Source organism: bacterium, from assembly GCA_023150945.1.
Lineage (GTDB): Bacteria > Zhuqueibacterota > Zhuqueibacteria > Zhuqueibacterales > Zhuqueibacteraceae > Coneutiohabitans.
The window spans coordinates 1-19,382 of record JAKLJX010000004.1; the positions used below are offsets into that span (position 1 = coordinate 1).

The following is a 19,382-nucleotide window of genomic DNA, read 5'->3' on the forward strand; positions in this document are numbered from 1 at the left end:
ACAAGAGCAGATGAAAACAAAGATCAAAAGCATTTTCACTTTCGTTCACCAAAAGACAACAGCAAAAGAACAATAAAGCAAAATCACCCCAGTTCTCACAAATTTGGGTAACATTTAATTTTGAGGCAACGGGCCGCCGGCGGTGCGCCTGAACGCCTCAGTGAACGATGTTCACCTCGCCGCCGGAATTGCAGTGTCTTCAGCGAAACGCGCGCCAGAATTTGGCTCAGGCGAATCGCACGCTGGGCAGGGGTTCACCGGGCGCTCTCGCCGGCAATTGCCTGCAGAATCGATTCCGCTGCTTGCGCGGGAAGATCGCTCTCTTCGACTGCCAGCCACTCACAGTGCGGCCGCCGGCGGAACCAGGTTAACTGCCGCTTGGCATATTGCCGGCTATGGCGCTGAATCAGCGTGACCATTTCCTCGTGCGAAATCTCTCCATTCAAGAATTGGAAGGCTTCCTGATAGCCGACGGTCTGCAACGCATTCAACTGAGGAGAATAGCCGCGTGCCAGCAACTGCCGGCATTCCTCGAGCAGCCCGGCCTCCAACATGGCCAGCACGCGCCGGTCGATGCGCTCATAAAGCCGGTGGCGCTCCAGAGTCAGGCAGAAAAAACGATACCGAAAGGACGGCGGCTCGCTTGCGTGCTGCTGCAACTCCGTGAGCGTGAGTCCGCTGAGCCGATGAACCTCCAGCGCGCGTACGAGGCGATGGCCATCATTGGGATGCAGCCGCGCGGCTGCTGCCGGATCAATCTGCGCCAGCTCTCGGTGCAAAGCGGGCGCACCCTCGTCCTGCAATCGTTGCTGGAGCTGCGCGCGCAAGCGCAAATCCGAAGGCAGGGCCGCGGAAAAGCCTTCCAGCAGCGCCTGCAAATAAAAGCCGGAGCCGCCCACGACTAATGGCGTTCTGCCGCGCTGCATGATTTCCCCGACTACGCCGCGCGCCGCGCGGCCGTATTCGCCTGCGGTATACCACTCATCGGGATTACGGATGTCGATGAAATGATGCGGCGCTTGGCGGAGCTGCGCCGCGCTGGGCTTGGCCGTGCCGATATTCATGCCGCGATAGATTTGCCGCGAATCCGCCGAGACGATTTCTGCCGGCAGACGGCGGGCGAGCGCCAGCGCCACCTCGGTTTTGCCCACGGCCGTGGGACCGGCGATCACGAGGGCTTGGGTAAGGAGGGAAGCGTCACTCATCTTTTGCGCGCCACCAGGCTGGCGACGGCTTTTTCATCGCAATCGGCGCAGCCGCGGATGACCGTCTCGCGATAATGCAAAATGCGCAATTCGGAAAAAGCCTGCAGCAGTTCGTTGTGATCGAGCAGAAACTCGGGATTGAATTTCCCGCCCGTCAGCTCGAGCTGGTCTTTGGTCATGGTTTCGAAAATCAGCAGGCCGCCGGGCAGCAGCGCCTGTTTGAGGGAAGGAAAGAGGCGGCGCTCGAGATAGTTGAAGTTGATGATGACTTGATAACGCGCCGCCGGCAGCGTCGCACTGGCGAGATCCATCACGGCAGGTTGAATGCGAACGCCACGCTGCTGCGCTTGTTCGGTGAGCCAGGTGATCGCGACATCCGAAATGTCAACCGCTGCCACGCTGAAACCGAGCTGCGCCAGGTAGAAGGCATTGCGCCCCGCTCCGCACGCGAGATCGAGGGCCGGGCCGCACGGCTGCCGGCGCAACAGCGCGGCATGCGCCACCAGCCACTCGGCCGGCTCATGGCCGAAGAGGCCCATGCCGCGGCGCTGAAATTTTTCGTTCCAGCGCAGCCGATCGGGATGATGCAACCAATCACTCATGTTGCCTTCTCAACCACCGATGTAGGACATTTCCACTTTGGCGAGCGCCACCGTGGCCGCGCTGCGAATCTCCGAATACCGATCGCTGCGTTGCCGCCAAACCGAGGCTATTGCCGCGGTCAATTCGGCATCGGAGGCGCCGCTGCGCAGCAAAGCGCGCAAATCACGGCCGTGTGCCGCGAACAGGCAGGTGAAGAGTTTGCCGTCGGTGGAAAGGCGCGCACGCGAGCAGTCGCGGCAGAACGCGTGCGTCACCGAGGCAATGATGCCGATCTCGCCGCTGCCGTCGCGGTAGCGATAGCGCTCCGCCACTTCGCCGGCATAGTTGGGATCAACCGGCGCGATCGGCATCACGGCATCAATGGCTGCAATGATTTCCGCCGCTGGCACCACTTCATCCATGCGCCAGCCGTTGCTGCTGCCGACGTCCATATATTCGATGAAGCGGACGATGTGCCCCGCGCCTTTGAAATGGCGCGCCATCGGCACCACGCTGTCCTCATTCACCCCGCGTTTGACCACCATGTTGATTTTGACCGGCGTCAATCCCGCCGCCGCGGAAGCCTCGATCCACTCCAGCACGCGCTCGACCGGAAAGTCCACGTCATTCATTTTTTGAAAGACGGCGTTGTCCAGGGAATCAAGACTCACGGTCATGCGGCGCAGGCCGGCGTCTTTCAGGGATTGCACCCGCCTGGCCGGAAAGGAGCCGTTGGTGGTCAAAGTCAAATCGAGGCCGGGCAAAGCCGCCAGCATGGCGATCAGCCGCTCTAGATCATGCCGCAGCAGCGGCTCACCGCCGGTCAGCCGGATCTTGCGGACGCCGAGATCCACGCACAGACGGGCGAGGCGGTAGATTTCTTCGAAAGTCAGCAATTCAGCGCGCGGCAGAAAAAGATGATCCTTGCCGAAAATTTCCTTCGGCATGCAATAGACACAGCGAAAATTGCAGCGGTCGGTAACGGAAATGCGCAAATCGCGCAGAGGGCGGCTTAGCGTGTCGGAGAGAGTCAGGCGAGCAGGTTGTGGAATCATGGTAATTCAAGGTGCAGATCAAAAACCTCAGAGTCTCCACCGAGCGCGAAGTCTTGGAAATCCGGCTCAGCCGAGGTTGAAACATTTTCGGACAGACACGAATCCCGTCGCGAGGCCTTTCAGGTACGGCCGAATCGCTTGTCCAGTTCGGCCAGCGGAATGTTGACCACCACCGGCCGGCCGTGCGGACAAAAATACGGTGACTTGGTCGCGAACAGTTGATCGATGAGCGCATTCATGCTCGCCAGCGTCAAACGGTCGCCGGAACGAATGGCGGAGTGACAGGCAAACGAGGCCGCAATGTTCTCGCGAATCTCCAGCTTCTCGCGCTTGCCGCGTTTGTATTCGTCGACCATGTCGAGAATGACCTTGCTGTCCTGCAGGGTGGTGGAGTAGCGCGTGCCGGGCGGCACGCCCTCCAGCAGCAGCGTGCGATGGCCAAAGGGCTTGAGCGCAAAGCCGATTTTGGCCAGGAAGGGCAGCATCTCGAAGGCGATGTCATAGTCTTCTGCGCTTAACTCGACGACCACCGGAAAGAGCAAACGCTGGGTGGCCGGCTCTTGTTTGGTGAAGGCCTCGAGTGCCTGTTCATACAGAATCCGCTCGTGCGCCACGTGCTGATCAATCACCACCAGCCCGTTGGGTATCTGCGAAAAGATGTAGCGGTTGTGCACTTGCCAGACATTGGTGCGCTCATGGAGACGGCTCTGCGCTTCCGGCGCAAGCTCCATCGGCCGATCGGCGGGAGTGGTTGGCGGCGGCAGCGGCAGGCCAAGCTGCCGGCCGGGATGTCTAACACGAAAGTCGGCCGGCGCAAAATTGTGCGGCCCCGGCGCGGCTGCAGGGGATTCGCCCTCGAGCGCGGGCCGTTCCGGCGCGGCCGGCCAGGTCATCACCGGCACCGCCCGGGCAAAATCGTTTGCCACGGGGATGACCGCATTGGTGTTGAGCGTTTGCTTGACCGCGGTGCGCAACAGCGCATAGATCAGCCGGTCATCAGCAAACTTCACCTCCATTTTGGTGGGGTGCACATTGACATCGACGCGGGTGGGATCGACGCGCAGAAACACCGCAAAGAAAGGAAAGCCGCCATGCGCCAGCATTTCGCCATAGCCGGAAATCACCGCATGCTGCAGCGAGCGATCGGAGATGTAGCGGTGATTGAGAAACAGAAATTGCTCACCGCGGCTGCTGCGCACCGTGCTTTGTTTGCCGAGCACACCGCTGATCTCGCAAGCCGGGCCGCGATCCTGCAGCGTCACCAGGGCGTCGCGCATGCGGCTGCCATAAAGCGTGAACACGCGCTCGGCCAGGCTGCCGGCGGGCGGCATGTCGAGAATCACTTCGTCGTTGTGCACGAAAGTGAAATAGACGCCGGGATAGCCGACACAAAAACGGTTGATCACCGCCAGAATTTGACGGTATTCGGTGGTCGTCGACTTCACGAACTTGCGCCGGCCGGGCGTGTTGAAGAAGAGATTTTTGACCGCGATGCTGGTGCCGGGCGTGCCCGCAGCAATGGTGAGATTGGATTGCACGCCGCCTTCCAACTCCACCACAGTTGCTTCCGTGGCCCCCGGCTCCATGGTCTTGAGCACCACCTGCGCCACCGAGGCAATGCTGGCCAGCGCCTCCCCGCGAAAGCCGAGCGTGCGGATGGCCTCCAGATCTGCGGCGGTCGCGATTTTGCTGGTGGCATGGCGCTGAAACGCCATCTGCGCATCCTCGCGACTCATGCCGCAGCCGTTGTCCACGACCTGAATGAGCACGCGGCCGCCGTCCTTCACCACCACGGTGATTTGCGTGGCGCCGGCGTCGAGCGCGTTTTCGATCAACTCCTTGACCACCGAGGCCGGGCGCTCGACCACTTCGCCGGCCGCGATTTTGTTGGTGAGATCCAGGGGCAGGAGCTTGATTTTCGAGGTGGAAGCAGACACGGCATCGAACCCGGGAGGTTGTTCACAACAAGCCTTCTTCGGCAAAGCTCAGGTAACGGTCTTTGCCGATGATGACATGATCGAGCACACGCAGATCAACCGCTTCGCAGGCGCTCTTGAGTTTTTTGGTCGCGCGCAAGTCTTCCGGGCTGGGCGCCGGCTCGCCGCTGGGATGATTGTGCACGAAGATGATGCCGGCCGCCTGCTCGTTGATGGCAAACTTCACCACTTCGCGGGCATTCACCATGCTTTCCTGCAGCGAGCCTTCGAACACCTTGCGTTCGCGCAGCAGGCGGTTGCGCGTGTTGAGCAACAGAATGAAGAATTGCTCCCGCGGTTGATTGCACAGCCGCAGGTGCAGATAGTCGAACACGTCGCGGCTGGTGCGAATGTAGGGCCGTTCTTCATGCTGTTCCCGTGACAGCCGCTTGCCGATTTCCAGCGCGGCTTTGAGTTGCGCGGTCTTGGCCATGCCCATGCCGTGCATCTGGCAAAGCTCTTCCGCGGCCTTGGTATCCAATCCGCGAAAGCCCTTGGCTTCGACCAGCAATTTGCGCGCGAGATCCATCACTGACTGGCCGTGGTTGCCGGTGCGCAGCACGATGGCGAGCAACTCGGCATCCGACAGGCTTTCCGGCCCGTGTTTCAACAAACGCTCGCGCGGGCGCTCGTTTTCCGGCCATTCAGCAAGGCGCAACGGATATTTTTGCATGTCACCCCCGGCAAAGAGGTTTTCAAATCTGCCCGGCGGCTTGGGCATTGGCAGGAACGTAGAAACTGCGTTGCAAAATTTCAACAAATCTTTTTGATGAAGGTCGACGGACGGCGAGCAGAGCTGATCGCGGGAGAAAACGGAAACCGTGCACCGCCATCGCGGGTTCAGGAGAGTCCGACTGTTCTGACCCGCAAGGCCGGCCGCCGGGCGCGCCACGATTGCGCTGCGACTCTCAGCCCTGCCACAGCATCATGCCCAAAATCACAAAGCCGAGCACAATGCGATACCAGCCGAAGACTTCAAAGCTGTGTTTCTTGATGAACGACATGAAGGCGGCGATCACCAGCCAAGCCACCAGCAATGACACAATGAAGCCCACGGCAAAGATGACGGCATCATCGGCATTAAGCAGGCTGAAACGCTTCGCCAGGCTGTAAAGCGTTGCGGCAAAGATGGTGGGAATGGCGAGAAAAAACGAAAATTCGGCGGCGGCGGCGTGGCTCAAGCCCAGTACCAGCCCGCCCATGATGGTCGAGGCCGAGCGCGACATGCCGGGAATCAACGACAAGCATTGCGCCAAACCAATGCCCAATGCCTGCGTCCACGTAATGTCTTCCATCGTATCGACTTTCACGCGCAGGTGCAATTGCTCGATCAGGATGATGCCGACTCCGCCGACGATCAATGCCGCAGCAACGGTTTTGGGATTGAACAGCAGCGCTTCGATCAGGTCGTGAAAGAAAAATCCAATGAGGGCCGCGGGCACGAAGGCGAGCATGACCCCGACGCCGAAGCGCCGCGCTTGGTCGACCGTCAGCCCGTCCGCTGACTGCGCCTTTCCCAGCATCGCGCTCACCAGCCGCCAAATGCGATTACGAAAGTAGATCAACACCGCGATGATGGCGCCCAGTTGGATGAAGATTTCAAACGTGTTGGCTTTTTCGCCGGTGAATTGCAGCCAGTTGCCGACCAGGATGAGATGACCGGTGGAGCTGACCGGCAGGAATTCAGTGAGCCCCTCGACGATTCCCAAAACAACCGCGACCAAAATCTCGTTCATCGACGTCCTTTCAAAGATGGAATTGCGTGCCGTTGGCATGAACGGCCAGAGATATACCGGCCAACCTGCTCGAATCCGTAACCGCCAAATCAATTTACGGCACGCACGGCCGGCCTCGGCAGAAGTTGCAGGATCTTTGCGCCGCGGTTCGCGCTTTCCTTATAGAAGAAAAGCGTGCGCCGCTTTCCGTTGCTTTGCCAGCGCAATTCATCAAAGAGCAGACGCGATTCGAAGTGCTGCGCTTCGCCGCGCGTGAGGTCCAGCGGCACCTCCCGCACGCGGAACCAGCGCCGGGTCAGCAGGAAGGCGCGTTCTTCACTCAGGCAAAAGAAGGCAGCCGCGTGGCGGATGCCGTTCACGCCGGCGCCGATCACGCACGGCAGGCAGCAGCGCAGGTTGTGCAGCAATCCTCTCTTTTCTGCAAAGGTGCGGTAACTCTCCGGCAGCGTCTCCACGAGTGGCAACGGCAGAGGGGTGGGGAAGGAGAGCAGCTTCTTCAGCAAAAAGCGAATGCCGCGCAATTCAGCACGCAGTAGACGAAGGAGCCGGGGGGCCAAAGCGAGGAACAGGATGAGAAAAAGCCCGATGACCGCGAGGGTGGCGATTGGGTACTGCAAGGCAGCGAAGGTGCCGCCCACTGCCAAAACATCTTCGCCCAAGCTCAGCCCGATATTGGTCAATGGTTCCGGGCTGTGATTGGCGAGCAAGCGAATGCCGGCTTTGGTGGAATGGCCGGAGAGGGCAACACCGCCGCACAGCAAACCGGCGACGGTTTTGGCCGCGGGATCGACTGCGCCGATGGCAGTGGCGCCCAGCAGCGCAGCACCCACCGGCCGGATGAAAGTGTGCAGGCTGTCCCAGGCGCTGTCAATCCACGGAATCTTGTCCGCCAGAAATTCTGCGAGGTAGGCAACGCCCGCCACCGCCAGCACGATCGGATCACTCAGAATCTGCAAATGCCCGAGCGCCGGATTGAGCTGCAGCAATCCCACACGCGTGCCCAGGCCGATTGCCAACACCGTCGCATACAAATTCACACCGGAAGCGAGGCCCAGCCCGGCGATGCTGCCCCAAACTGCCAAATTCTCCAAGGTGGATTGTCCTTCCTGCGCGTTGCGTTATTCCGTTTACTCGCGGCGGCCTTTGAATACCAGTACCGCGAGCGGCGGAAAAGTGATCTCCATCGAGTAGGGCTGATTGTGATGCGGCCGTTGCTCGGCGTGCACCCAGCCGGCATTGCCGACGTTGCTGCCGCCGTAGAGTTCGGAATCGCTGTTCAGCACTTCTTGATACGAAGTGAGGAAGGGCACGCCAATGCGGTAGTTGGGCCGCGCTACGGGAGTGAAATTGCAGGCAAAGACCAGAACATCTTCGGCGTTCTTGCCGCGCCGCAGAAAGGAGATCAGGCTGGCGTCGAAATCTTGAAAGTCGATCCACTGAAAGCCTTCCCACGAGAAGTCGACTTCATAAAACGCGGGCTCGCGACAATAGAGGGCGTTGAGATCTCTGACAAAGCGCTGCAACTGGCGGTGGTGTTCATTGTCGAGCAAATGCCACTGGAGCGCGTCGGCGTGATTCCACTCCCACCACTGGCCGAACTCACTGCCCATGAAGGTGAGCTTCTTGCCGGGGTGGCCGTACATGTAGCCGAGCGCCACGCGGAAATTTGCCAGCTTCTGCCAGAGATCGCCCGGCATCTTGTCGAGGAGCGAGCGCTTGCCGTGCACGACTTCGTCATGGGAAAGCGGCAGGATGAAATTTTCCGTGAAGGCGTAATACATCGAAAAGGTGATGAGATTCTGATGATACTTGCGGTGAATGGGATCTTCGCGCATATAGCGCAGGAAATCATTCATCCAGCCCATGTTCCATTTGAAGGTGAAGCCCAGGCCGCCGAGGTAAGTGGGGCGCGACACCATCGGCCAGGCGGTGGATTCTTCCGCAATCGTGATGGCGCCGGGAAAGCGATCGTGCACGACTTCATTGAGTTTCTTGATGAAGTCGATGGCCTCGAGGTTCTCGCGGCCGCCGAACTTGTTGGGCAGCCACTGGCCCTCCTGGCGGGAATAGTCGAGATAGAGCATGGAGGCCACGGCGTCGACGCGCAAGCCGTCGATGTGATACTCCTCCAGCCAGAACAGCGCGCTGGCAATGAGAAAGTTGCGCACCTCATTGCGGCCGTAGTTGAAGATGAGCGTGCCCCAGTCGGGATGCTCGCCCTGGCGCGGGTCAAGATGCTCATAGAGCGCGGTGCCGTCGAACCAGCGCAGCGCCCAGTCATCCTTCGGAAAGTGGGCCGGCACCCAGTCCATGATCACGCCGATATGGTTGCGGTGCATGAAATCGACGAAATAGGCGAAATCCTCGGGCGTGCCGTAGCGCCGTGTCACCGCGAAATAGCCGGTGACTTGGTAGCCCCAGGAGGGATCATAAGGGTGCTCCATCAGCGGCATCAGCTCGATGTGAGTGTAGCCCATGTCTTTGACGTAAGCGGCCAGCTCCGGCGCGATTTCACGGTAGCTGCACCAATCATTTTCGCCGGCGCCTTTGCGCTTCCACGAGCCGAGATGCACTTCGTAAATCGACATGGGTCGATCGAGCCACAATGTTTCCCGGCGCGCGGCTATCCAGTCTTGATCCTGCCATTGGTGCCTTTTGCGTTCGGTCACGATCGCCGCATTGTTGGGGCGCAGTTCCGTTGCCAGCGCATAGGGATCGCTTTTGACGCGCAAATGACCTTCGCGGGTTTTGATCTCGAATTTGTAAAGTTCGTTGGCCTGCAGGCCGGGAATGAAGATCTCCCAAACGCCGCTGAGATGCACCCGCATGGGATGGCGCCGGCCGTCCCAATTGTTGAAATTGCCGATAACGCTTACCCGCCGTGCGGCGGGCGCCCAGACGGCAAAGTGCACACCCGGCACGCCCTCCACCGTCATCAAATGCGCGCCCAGCTTGTCGTAAATGGTCCAGTGATTGCCTTCGGCAAAGAGATGCAGATCGAAATCGGTGAGAATGGGCAGGAAGGCATAGGGATCCGCGGTGCGGTACGACTGGCCATAGCGGTTGATGATTTCCAACTCGTAGCGAAAGCGGCTGGTGCGGTCCGGGAATATCGCGGTGAAGAATCCCATGCCGTTGGCTTTGCTCATGGCCGTGGCCGCGCCGCGGTCAAGGTCAATGACCTTCACGGCTTCGGCCTCGGGCGCGAACACGCGAATGGCCAGGCCCTGTCCTTCATCGAGGGTGACCAGGTGCGGTCCCAGAATCGAAAAGGGATCGTGATGATCACCGTGCAGCAGGCGATCGAGGTCTTTGGGCAAGAGTGTGCGAGTTTGTCTGGTTTCGGAGCTAGGAACAGGATTCACGGCCGCTTCTCCCTTCGAATTGCGATTGCTGCCCTGCTTCGGCCGCAATCGTGCATGCGTGTGCCGGATCAAAGTGAAAGTGGGCTGATGATAGCAAATTTATGACTGAAGCGCAAGCCCGCAGGCGCACCATGAAATAATGCAACCAAACACTTGTATTTTGCAAAAATAAATCCTATTTTTGCGGCGAATTCGAGCGATGGTGCAAACCTCGGCAGTCGACCCACTCTTTGAAGGAGACGTTCCATCCATGCCTACAACCTCTGCTGACCAACTCATTGGTCGGGAAGTCGAAACCCGTTGCGGCAAGTGCAAAACCGACACCTTACATACCATCATCAAAGTCAAGAAGGACGGGAGCATTTCACGCGTGATGTGCAACGCTTGCAAGAACGAGCACATTTATCGCGACAAAAGCGCGGCCGCCGCGAAGGAGACGGTGAAAAAGGCCGCTCCCAAGACCACGCGCCGCAAGAAGGACTATGATTCTTTGATAGCTGAGATCGCGGAGACCGACGTAAAAGACTATGCCAGCGCGAACGATTTTACCGAAACCAAGGCCATTCGGCACCGCTCCTTCGGCATCGGTGTGATCACGAAGATCCACAACAATACCCGCATCGAAGTCCTCTTTAAGGACGGGCCGCGCTTGCTCGGCCAGAACATCAACATGGCCGACCTGGAAAGCACGATGGCGGACGTTTGAGCGCCGGCTGTTAACGCGCAACGAGTGCAACGCCGCGAGTTCCCGCAGGGGAGCACGCGGCGTTTGTGTTTCTGTACCCCGCCTCAGTGCCCTCACCTTGCGGGCACATTCCCACCCAAGCAAAACCCATGACGCTGCGGCTGCACCGACACCGGCCGTGATTTGCGCCCGCAGCCCGGCTTTGGCGATCACCTGTCAGCCGCAGAAGGCGGTTGCCCGTCCGCAGCTTTCGTGCAAGTCGGTACATACTGCCAGATGCCGGAGGCATGCTTACCCAGCCTGACAGATTCGAACAAAAGCCTTGTTTGCCTCTGAAACAGTGTCCGCGGTGAAACAAATCAATTTGATCTTCCTTGCGCCGACTGCAGCAAGGGTGACCTGCCATCCCACATTCCGCGCCAGGGAGCACCGGCCCGTGCGGGCCGGCGGCGGCGTCCCACCAATTCCGGAACGGATTTCTGCAGGCAGATTTGCCAAGCCCAGCTAGCAATGCGGCCTGATCATCGCGGATTGCAACGCGCCCGCCAGAGCGCGGAGCGGTTCATTCCCTCTGGCACAAGCCTTGCGTGAGGGCGGCAGCATCAGACAATTCGAGCTTCTTGACGATTCGAGTGCATCAACATCTTGGAGTGCTGCATCGTGAGAGCAACTTGGATCCTTCAGTCAGGCGCGCCTGCCTGCGCACTGCCATTGCGCCGCCCGCGTTTTGTGCGCCCATGCTTGGGAACTCTCTGCACCCTTTTTCTCGCCAGCCACCTTTTCTGCGTAACAGCTTTCGCGCAATTCTCGGCGTCCACGCCCCCCGCGATTCAGGTGGAGGAATTCAAAGACACATTCAACCGCAGCGGACCGGGGTTGGGCGGAAACTGGGACGCCAACGAGGCCATGCAGATTCAGAACAACCAGTTGGTGAATACCTCAACCGTCGATCAATGGAACGGCTTTCTCGCGATCGCCAAAGTCTTCACCAATCCCACTGTGGTCAAACTGGTGTTCGGCAGTCGCTCAGACAGCCTGGGCCGCGCCTTTACCGGCGCTGCGGTGCGTTTGAGCACGACGAGCTATAAAACCGCCAAGGGCTACCTCGTCGTGCACAACGGCGAGCGTCTGAAACTGTTCGAGCTGTTTGACGGGGTGCCGCGCACGCCGGCGATCGCGGATCAAGCCGCGTTGGCGCCGCCCCCCAACATCGGCGACACGCTGCGCGTCGAGCTGGACAGCGACGGCTCCGGTCACAAATTTACCGTCTACATCAACAATACGTTTGACGGCATCCTGCTCGACCCCGACAAGGTGGCCGGCAACGGCGAGGTGCTCTACGCGGGCATTCAGATTCACGGGAACACCAATGACGGCGTTGACTTTGTCTCGCTCAGCACCCCCTCGGACGCCGTGCCGCCGGCGGCCATCACCAGCCTGAGTGTGGTGGGCGCCAGTTCGACCACTTTGACGCTCGAATTCACCGCCACCGGCGACGACGGCAATACCGGTGTCGCCTCCCGCTACGATGTCCGCTATGCGGCCTCCGCCATTACCGAGAACAATTTCAGCAGCGCGACCGCGGCAAATGTCAATGATCAGCCCGCGCCCGCGGGTACGGTGCAGCGCGTGACCGTCACCGGCTTGAGCTCGGGCAAAACCTATTTCTTCGCCATCAAAGTGCTCGACGAGGCGAACAATGCCTCGAAGATTTCCAACGTCGTGCAAGGCTCCACCGCGCTGCTTTCCACCGTCAAGGATGACTTCGAACGGGCGGGACCCGGCTTGGGCAGCAATTGGGCTGCCGGCGCCAACATTCAAATTGCCGGTGGCGAAGTGAAAAACGTCAGTACTTCATTCGGCTGGGAGCGGGCCGTGCTCAGCACCCGGCGCAACGCGCAGGAAGTGACGATCAAATGGGGCCCGACCGCAACCCCGGAAGCGCTACAGCACACCGGCATTTTCGTGATGGCCAGCAGCGGCAGCAGCACGGCTTCCGGCTATCTGATTCAGCGCGAAAACGTCAGCGGCGGCCGTACCAACTTGTGGCACGTCAAAGCGAGTGGCGAACTGGAACAGATTGCCGGCGGCCTGTCGCAATACAGCGGCGTGGCGACGGCCGGTTCGGTGATGACGGTCAAGATCACGGCAGCGGAAAATTCGAACATCTTCGAAGTCACGGTTGACGGCCAGTTCGATCGTGAATTTGCCGATGCCTTGAAGCGTGAAACCGGCAACTTTGCCGGTTTCATGTTGAACGGCGGCAATCCCACTGCCACCCTCGGCGAGATCATGCTGGCATTTCCGGTGAAGCCGGCCACGATCCTGCGCATTGATTCCGGCGACGGCCAGATTGCTTCCATCGGCCAGCAATTGCCCGAACCGCTGGTGGTGGCGCTCACCGACGAGGACGGCAATCCTGCGCCCGGCCAGAAGATCGATTTTGCCGTCTCTCCGGCTGACATGGCGGTGCTGTCGGCGCCGCCCTCGCCCGATGGCAACATTCGCGTCGAAGCCGAAGCCGGGAATCTGCAGGCCCCGATTGCAATTCGCAATGACGCGGCAGCCTCCGGCGGCAAGTACATCAACTATCCCTCGGGCAACACCCAGGATGCCAAGGCGGTCTACACCTTTCAAATTCCAGAGGCCGGCAAATACATCATCTGGACCCGCAGCCTCAACAATTCCGACCGGGCGGTGAGCTGGGACATCAAAGTCGACAACGAGATTTTCATCTACGACGTTTTCAAGGGCCAGATCATCAACACCTGGACGTGGGATCGCATGTCGGATCGCGGCAACGATATCACCTACGGCTCCAATCCGCAATTCAACCCGCGTTTTTTTGATTTCACTGCCGGCACGCACACCATCGAGTTTCGAGTGCGCTATGCCGAGACCTGGCTGGACAAGTTCATCATCACCAAAGATTTTGATTTCGTCCCGGAAGGCGCCGAGGACACCGGCTTCGTGACCGATAGCGAAGGCAAGGCGCGGGCGCAGGTGAAGCTCGGCAACAAAGCCGGCCAGTTTTTTGTGGAGGCGACGCATGCCTCGTTGCCGGCGGCCCGCTTCACGCTCACGGCCACAGGCGGAGCCGCAGCGCGCATGGAAATCACTGCCGCCAACAATGGCAACAACCAAACCGGCGCGGGCGGCCAGGCTTTGCCGAAACCGTTTTCCGTGACCGTGCGCGATGCCAGCAACAATGCCGTGGCCGGCCATCAGGTCAGTTGGGTGGTGCTGGAGGGCGAAGGCAAGCTGAGCAGCTATACCAGCGTCACGGATATCAGTGGCGTCGCGACCACCACGCTGACGCTGGGCAGTGTGCAGGCCAACCAGCGCGTGGAGGCGCGCAGCCACAATGCCAGCGGCCTCGCGCTGACCGGATCACCGGTGGTGTTCACGGCAACCGCAAATGCCAAGCTCGCGGCCTCGGCGGCGCGCGTCTCCGGGAACGGACAAAATGCGCAAGTGCGCACCAAGTTGCCGCAGCCGCTGGTCATGAAAGTCGCGGATGCCGGCGGCGGTGGTGTATCGGGATTTTCAGTGGAATTCGAAGTGCTGCGCGGCGGCGGAACGGTGAGCCTGCAAGCGGCGCTGCGCAATCCCGGGTTTGAAAGTTTCAATGGCAGCCTGCCCACGAACTGGTCGCTGGAGGGTGCTCCCACCGGCAATGAAGTATCACTCACCACTTCCTCGCCGCGCAGCGGCAACCGCAGCCTGCAAATCAACACCAGCCGCACCGGCGTGGGCGTGAGCCAGAATTTTGAGTATGCCGCCAACACCAACTACACGCTGACCTTCTACGCCAAAGTGTTGAGCGGCACCGCGCGCGTCGTTTGGCGCGTGAACGATGCCGGTGGCAATCTCTCTGAGCGCGTCATCGATATCTTGCCCTCCGGCACCGGCAACAATTGGGTAAAATATCTCGCCATCGTGACCAACGGCCAGGCGGGCGAGCGCGCCTTGATCCTGCGCTCCTCCGGCGCCGCCAATTTTCTGATTGATGACGTCAAGATCAACAGCAGCACCGACAGCAACGGCGAGCTCGCTGCCACATGGACGTTGGGCGACACCGCCACGACGCAGGAGGTCCAGGCGCGTGCCTTCGCCGGCAGTGCCAACCTCTCCGGATCGCCGGTTTCATTCACCGCCAATGCCAGGGCCGGCGCGGCTGCCACACTCGCGAAAAACGGCGCCAACAGCGGTGATGGTCAGGTCGGCTCCGCCAATCAACCGCTCAACCAGCCGTTTGTGGTAAAGGTGACGGATTTGACCGGCGTCAATGTCGTGGCGGGAGTCAACGTGACTTTCAAAGTCACTGCGGGCAACGGCAAACTGGAGGGCGGCGTCACTACACTCACCCGCGCCACCGGGACGGATGGCTTGGCCGCGGTGATCCTGACGCTCGGCCCGCAGAATGGCGCCCCCAACAGCGTTGAAGCATCGGCCTCGGGCTTGAGCGGCAGCCCGCTCACGTTTTCCGCGGTGGCGGCGGTTCCGGGCAAATTCGAAATCTCCGGCGGCGGCAGCCAGCGCGGTTCCGCCGGTTATCTCACCAATGCGCCGCTCTCCATTCGCATCACCGATGCCGGCGGCAAAGCCATTTCCGGGTATCCGGTGGTGTTCGAAGTATTGGAAGGGGGCGGCACGATCAACGGCAAGAGCACGATCACGCTCAGCACCGAAGCAGATGGTGTGGCGCGCGCATCGCTCAAATGTGGACCGACCCCCGGTGTCATGAATCGCATCAAGGCGAGCGCAACAGTGAATGGCCAGCAGGTTGCCGGTTCGCCGCAGACCTTCACAATTCGCGCGCAAGGCTTGAATCGCATCAAACTCGAGGGCGGCAACGAACAGGAAGGCATTGTGGGGGAATTGCTGCCGGAACCGTTCAAGGTGTCGATTCGTGACTCGGCCGGCAAGGCCATTGCCAATCAAGAAGTGACATTCAAAGTCACTGCCGGTGAAGGCCAGCTCGAAGGGAACGTGACGCAGAAGACGGTGAAGACGGACACGACCGGTTTCGTTGCACTAACTCTGCGGCTCGGCACCAAGCCCGGTGAAAATCGCGTGACCGCGACCAGCAATCCCCCTGCGCTGCAAGGCTCGCCGATGCTGTTCAAGGCGACCGGTAAAGTTGGCCCGCCGGAAATCCTGGTGAAAGCAGCAGGAGACAGCAGCAAGGGCGTGGTCGGCAATCCGCTGCCGACGCCACTGGTCGCGCAGGTGACCGACAAGCACGGCAATGGCATTCAGGGCATCGAGGTAACGTTTACAGTGAAAAGCGGCGGCGGCACTTTGGAAGGCCAGCCCAGCCTCAAACGGATCACGAATGCCGAGGGCAAGGCGCAGGTGACACTCACCCTGGGCATTACTGCCGGTCTGCTCAACAACGTCGTTGAGGCCGAAGCCAAAAACGGTTCCGTTCCGCTGAAGAATTCCCCGGCGCGTTTTCGCGTTTCCGCGACCGCCAGCCGCGCGGTGACGATCGTGAACAACGGCGGCTCAGGCCTGACTGGCCGCGCCGGTGATTTGTTGTCAGAGCTTTTCCGGGTGCGCATCAACGACAAGGACGGCAATGGCGTGGAAGGACATCCGGTGAGCTTCAGCGTCAAGCGGGGTGGCGGCTCATTTCACCCCACGGGCGCGACGGATACCACCATCGTCACCAATGCCAGCGGCGTGGCACGCATTCAATACCGCCTGGGCGGCGTGATCAAGCCCGACAGCCAGTTGGTGCATGCCACCGCGAATGACGGCATCACCGGTGATCTCATCGGTTCGCCAATCAAGTTCCTGGCCTATGCCAACGCCGGCCGGCCGTGCGACGGCAAGTCCTACGTGACCGCCGCCTCGAGCAGCAACCCGGCTGACGGCGTGACGCCGATGCCGGTGACGATCTTTGTGCGCGACTGTTTCGGCAACCCGGTGAAGGGCGAGAGTGTCATCATCGAAGTGAGCAACGGGCCCAATGAAATCACCCAGCCGACGCAGGTGACCAACAGCAACGGCATCACCAGCGGCAGCTTCACTTCCACACGCTCGGGTGAGAAGGTTGTGACGGCGCGCATTCCCAGCGGCATCGCGATCACCGCCGGCGCCACCGTCACCTTCACGCCGCAGGCGGCGCAGCAAATGGCGCTGCGCGGCGGCAACAATCAAAGGGGCAACGTGAATGCGGCGGTGCGTGATCCACTGTCGGTGAAAGTTTCGGACCGCTTCGGCAACGGCGTGCCGAATCATCCGGTTTCCTTCGCGGTGAAGCGCGGCAGCGGCCGCATGTTCGGCGGCTCGCCGGCTGTGCAGGTGTTTTCGGATGAAGCCGGCATCGCACGCGCCTATTTCATCGGCGGCGCCAGCGCGGGTGAAAGCCAGGTCTATGCCGAGTCCGCCAACCTCGACAACTCGCCGGTGATTTTCATCGAAACCACGGAAAACAGTCCGGCGCGCAAACTGGTGTATGTCGGCGGCAACGGCCCGACCGGCACCGAAGGCCAGACCGGCGTGGCGGGCGAAGTGTTGCGCGATTCGATCGCGGTGCGCGTGACCGACGTCAACAGCCGGCCGGTTTACGACGTGCCGGTGCGTTTCACCATTGCCTTCGGCGGCGGCAGCGTTAACCGATCGCTGGCGAATTCCAATGTCTTTGGCGAGGCCAAGGTGGCCTGGCGATTGGGCGACAATGCCGGCTTGAACACGCTGCGCGTGAGCGCGGAAGGATTGGAAGGCTCCCCGATTGACTTCTCGGCGTACGGCACTGGCGGCCAGGCTTGCTGTCTGGCTGATTTGGGCGGCGTGGTCAACGGCTATGTCGGCGGCCTCTCGGATCCGATTCGTGTGAAAGTGAGCGACCGCAACGGCAACGGCGTCGACGGCCAGAAAGTCACGTTTGAGTTGATCGAAGGCACCGGCAGCCTCACCGCGACGGAGAGCTACACCAGCAACGGCGGTATCGCGAGCACGCGGCTGAACAACACCGATAATCTCAGTGGATTCCGCACCGTTCGTGCCATCGTGCCGGGGTTGTCGGGTTCGCCGCTGCTGCTGCAGGTGTATGTCAAGCCCTCGGCGGCGGTCGCCATGATCGCCGTGGCGCGGACCAACAACCAAAACGGAACCGTGAATCGTGCGCTCAATTTTCCATTGCAGGTGAAGCTGTTGGACCGCTTCGGCAATCCCACGCCCAATGAATCAATCAATTTTGTGATCACCGGCGGCGGCGGCAGCTTCAATGGTTTGCCGAGTGTATCGGCCTTGAGCGACACCAATGGCGTGGCGGCCGCCACCCTCACGCTGGGCGCTGCGCCCGGCCTCAATCAAGCCGTGGCGATTAAATCCGGCCTGCCCAATGTGGAATTCAAAGCCTCCGGCTTCACCAACAAGTTCCCGATCTTCTTTGATGTCCCGGATCAAGTTGTGTTCGAAAACGACCGGGTGGAATTCACCCTGCGCGCCAGCGACGATGACGGCGATCAGATCAGCTATGGCGCCGCCAATCTGCCGCCGGGCGCAACCTTCGATTCACTCAACACCCGCATCTTCACCTGGCGCACGGACTTCAACACCTCCAACAACGGCCCAGTGTACGAGCCGCTGTTCTTCGCGCGTGACGGCAAGGGTGGGGTTGATATCGAGGCGGTGCGCATAACCGTGAAGAACACCAACCGGTCACCCGTTGTCCTCAGCCGGATTCCCGACCGCCTGCCCGATCGCAATGGCATGGATTCCACCGTGGTGGTGGACTCCACCGGCGTGGCGCGCTTCACCATGCGCGTTGTGGCGGATGATCCTGATGGCGATCGTTTGACGTACGCCTGGGAACAAAACGGCGTGCGCGTCGGCACCAATGCTCCGTCCTATCGCTTCGTGGGCGTGCCGGTGTTTCATTATGTCCGCGTCACGATTTCAGATGGTTTCGATCAGGTCGTGGAAGACTGGCAGATCAAAGTGCCGGTGGTGTTGGTGAGTTTCTCGGCCAGTGCCGACGGCAGAAACGGGGTGAAGCTGGAATGGCGCACAGGCAGCGAAAGCCAGAATCTCGGCTTCAATGTCTTGCGCAGCGCGGCGCGCAATGGCACCTACACCAAGCTCAACCGCGAGCTGATTCCGCCGCGCAGCGCAGGCGAGTATGCTTTTGTCGATACCGACATTGCCGCGGGCGGCCGCTATTTCTATAAGCTCGAAGATGTCGATGCCAACGGTAACGTGACCACTCACGGTCCGATCCAAATCGAGGCAGCGCTGCCCACGGAGTTCGCGCTGAGCCAGAATTTCCCGAACCCCTTCAATCCCAGCACCAACATTCAATATCAACTGCCGCGGCCGGCGCAAGTGCGGCTGGTGATCTACAACGCGCTGGGCCAGTTCGTGAAGCAGTTGGTGCATCGCGAGCAGCCGGCCGGTTTTCACACCGTGGTGTGGGACGGCCGCGATCGCAACGGCAATTCCGTGCCCTCCGGCGTTTATCACTACCGCCTAGAGGCCGACGGCCTGGTCATGACCAGAAAGATGGTGTTGGCCAAATAAGGTCATTTGGCCTGAATGAAAGGCGGCGGCAATGCCGCCGGTGAGGCTTGACCGCTAATTGCGAACTCGCGTCTGTTCAGAAAATGGGAGAACCGTCCGGGCGCTTGACTCCGCAGTGTGCACCAGTCGCATTGAATTTGCTTCTGTTCATGGTGCAGCGCCTGGGCGGCCGTGTTCTCGGACGGACGCGGACTGTTGATTGAGTGTGCATTTCGTGTGGTGAGAACCGCTTTTCTTCTCCTTGCA

The 19,382-nt window shown here is 60.4% G+C and carries 10 protein-coding genes; 2 read left to right on the plus strand and 8 right to left on the minus strand.

The window, feature by feature from the left end:
• Nucleotides 1–254: 254 nt before the first annotated feature.
• The 8 genes from miaA to glgB all read right to left on the minus strand — a co-directional run bounded on the left by miaA (nt 255) and on the right by glgB (nt 9,919).
• The gene (gene miaA / locus L6R21_06910) at nt 255–1,205 is read right to left on the minus strand and encodes a tRNA (adenosine(37)-N6)-dimethylallyltransferase MiaA (protein ID MCK6558913.1); all 951 of its coding nucleotides are present in this window, start codon (nt 1,203–1,205) and stop codon (nt 255–257) included.
• Entirely contained in the window at nt 1,202–1,807 is a 606-nt protein-coding gene (locus tag L6R21_06915) for a methyltransferase domain-containing protein (protein MCK6558914.1), read from the minus strand. Before L6R21_06915 ends, miaA begins: the two co-directional genes overlap by 4 nt.
• A 9-nt stretch (nt 1,808–1,816) precedes the next feature.
• Nucleotides 1,817–2,842 (minus strand): GTP 3',8-cyclase MoaA, encoded by a 1,026-nt coding sequence (gene moaA, locus L6R21_06920; protein ID MCK6558915.1) that lies wholly within the window; start codon nt 2,840–2,842, stop codon nt 1,817–1,819.
• A 119-nt stretch (nt 2,843–2,961) separates the two neighbouring features.
• On the minus strand, nt 2,962–4,779 hold the full coding sequence (gene mutL, locus L6R21_06925) for a DNA mismatch repair endonuclease MutL (GenBank protein ID MCK6558916.1): 1,818 nt from the start codon (nt 4,777–4,779) through the stop codon (nt 2,962–2,964).
• 22 nt (nt 4,780–4,801) lie between these two features.
• Entirely contained in the window at nt 4,802–5,491 is a 690-nt protein-coding gene (gene radC / locus L6R21_06930; GenBank protein MCK6558917.1) for a DNA repair protein RadC, read from the minus strand.
• A gap of 235 nt (nt 5,492–5,726) precedes the next feature.
• A complete protein-coding gene (locus L6R21_06935; protein ID MCK6558918.1) occupies nt 5,727–6,554 on the minus strand; it encodes an undecaprenyl-diphosphate phosphatase in 828 nt (275 codons plus the stop codon).
• An 89-nt stretch (nt 6,555–6,643) separates the two neighbouring features.
• Nucleotides 6,644–7,645: a DUF4126 domain-containing protein gene (locus tag L6R21_06940; GenBank protein MCK6558919.1), complete on the minus strand. Its 1,002-nt coding sequence runs from the start codon at nt 7,643–7,645 to the stop codon at nt 6,644–6,646.
• 36 nt (nt 7,646–7,681) lie between these two features.
• A complete protein-coding gene (glgB, locus tag L6R21_06945; GenBank protein ID MCK6558920.1) occupies nt 7,682–9,919 on the minus strand; it encodes a 1,4-alpha-glucan branching protein GlgB in 2,238 nt (745 codons plus the stop codon).
• A gap of 250 nt (nt 9,920–10,169) precedes the next feature.
• Here glgB and L6R21_06950 point away from each other — a divergent pair, with 250 nt between their 5' ends.
• Both L6R21_06950 and L6R21_06955 read left to right on the plus strand, forming a co-directional pair.
• The gene (locus tag L6R21_06950) at nt 10,170–10,625 is read left to right on the plus strand and encodes a hypothetical protein (GenBank protein MCK6558921.1); all 456 of its coding nucleotides are present in this window, start codon (nt 10,170–10,172) and stop codon (nt 10,623–10,625) included.
• Nucleotides 10,626–11,438: 813 nt separating this feature from the next.
• Nucleotides 11,439–19,136 (plus strand): Ig-like domain-containing protein, encoded by a 7,698-nt coding sequence (locus tag L6R21_06955; GenBank protein ID MCK6558922.1) that lies wholly within the window; start codon nt 11,439–11,441, stop codon nt 19,134–19,136.
• Nucleotides 19,137–19,382: the final 246 nt, after the last annotated feature.

What these genes read in the sequence shown, in the direction of transcription:
- moaA (MCK6558915.1), bottom strand. Translation starts at nt 2,842, where the DNA reads ATGATTCCACAACCTGCTCGCCTGACTCTCTCCGACACGCTAAGCCGC.
- L6R21_06915 (MCK6558914.1), bottom strand. Translation starts at nt 1,807, where the DNA reads ATGAGTGATTGGTTGCATCATCCCGATCGGCTGCGCTGGAACGAAAAA.
- L6R21_06935 (MCK6558918.1), bottom strand. Translation starts at nt 6,554, where the DNA reads ATGAACGAGATTTTGGTCGCGGTTGTTTTGGGAATCGTCGAGGGGCTC.
- L6R21_06950 (MCK6558921.1), top strand. Translation starts at nt 10,170, where the DNA reads ATGCCTACAACCTCTGCTGACCAACTCATTGGTCGGGAAGTCGAAACC.
- miaA (MCK6558913.1), bottom strand. Translation starts at nt 1,205, where the DNA reads ATGAGTGACGCTTCCCTCCTTACCCAAGCCCTCGTGATCGCCGGTCCC.
- radC (MCK6558917.1), bottom strand. Translation starts at nt 5,491, where the DNA reads ATGCAAAAATATCCGTTGCGCCTTGCTGAATGGCCGGAAAACGAGCGC.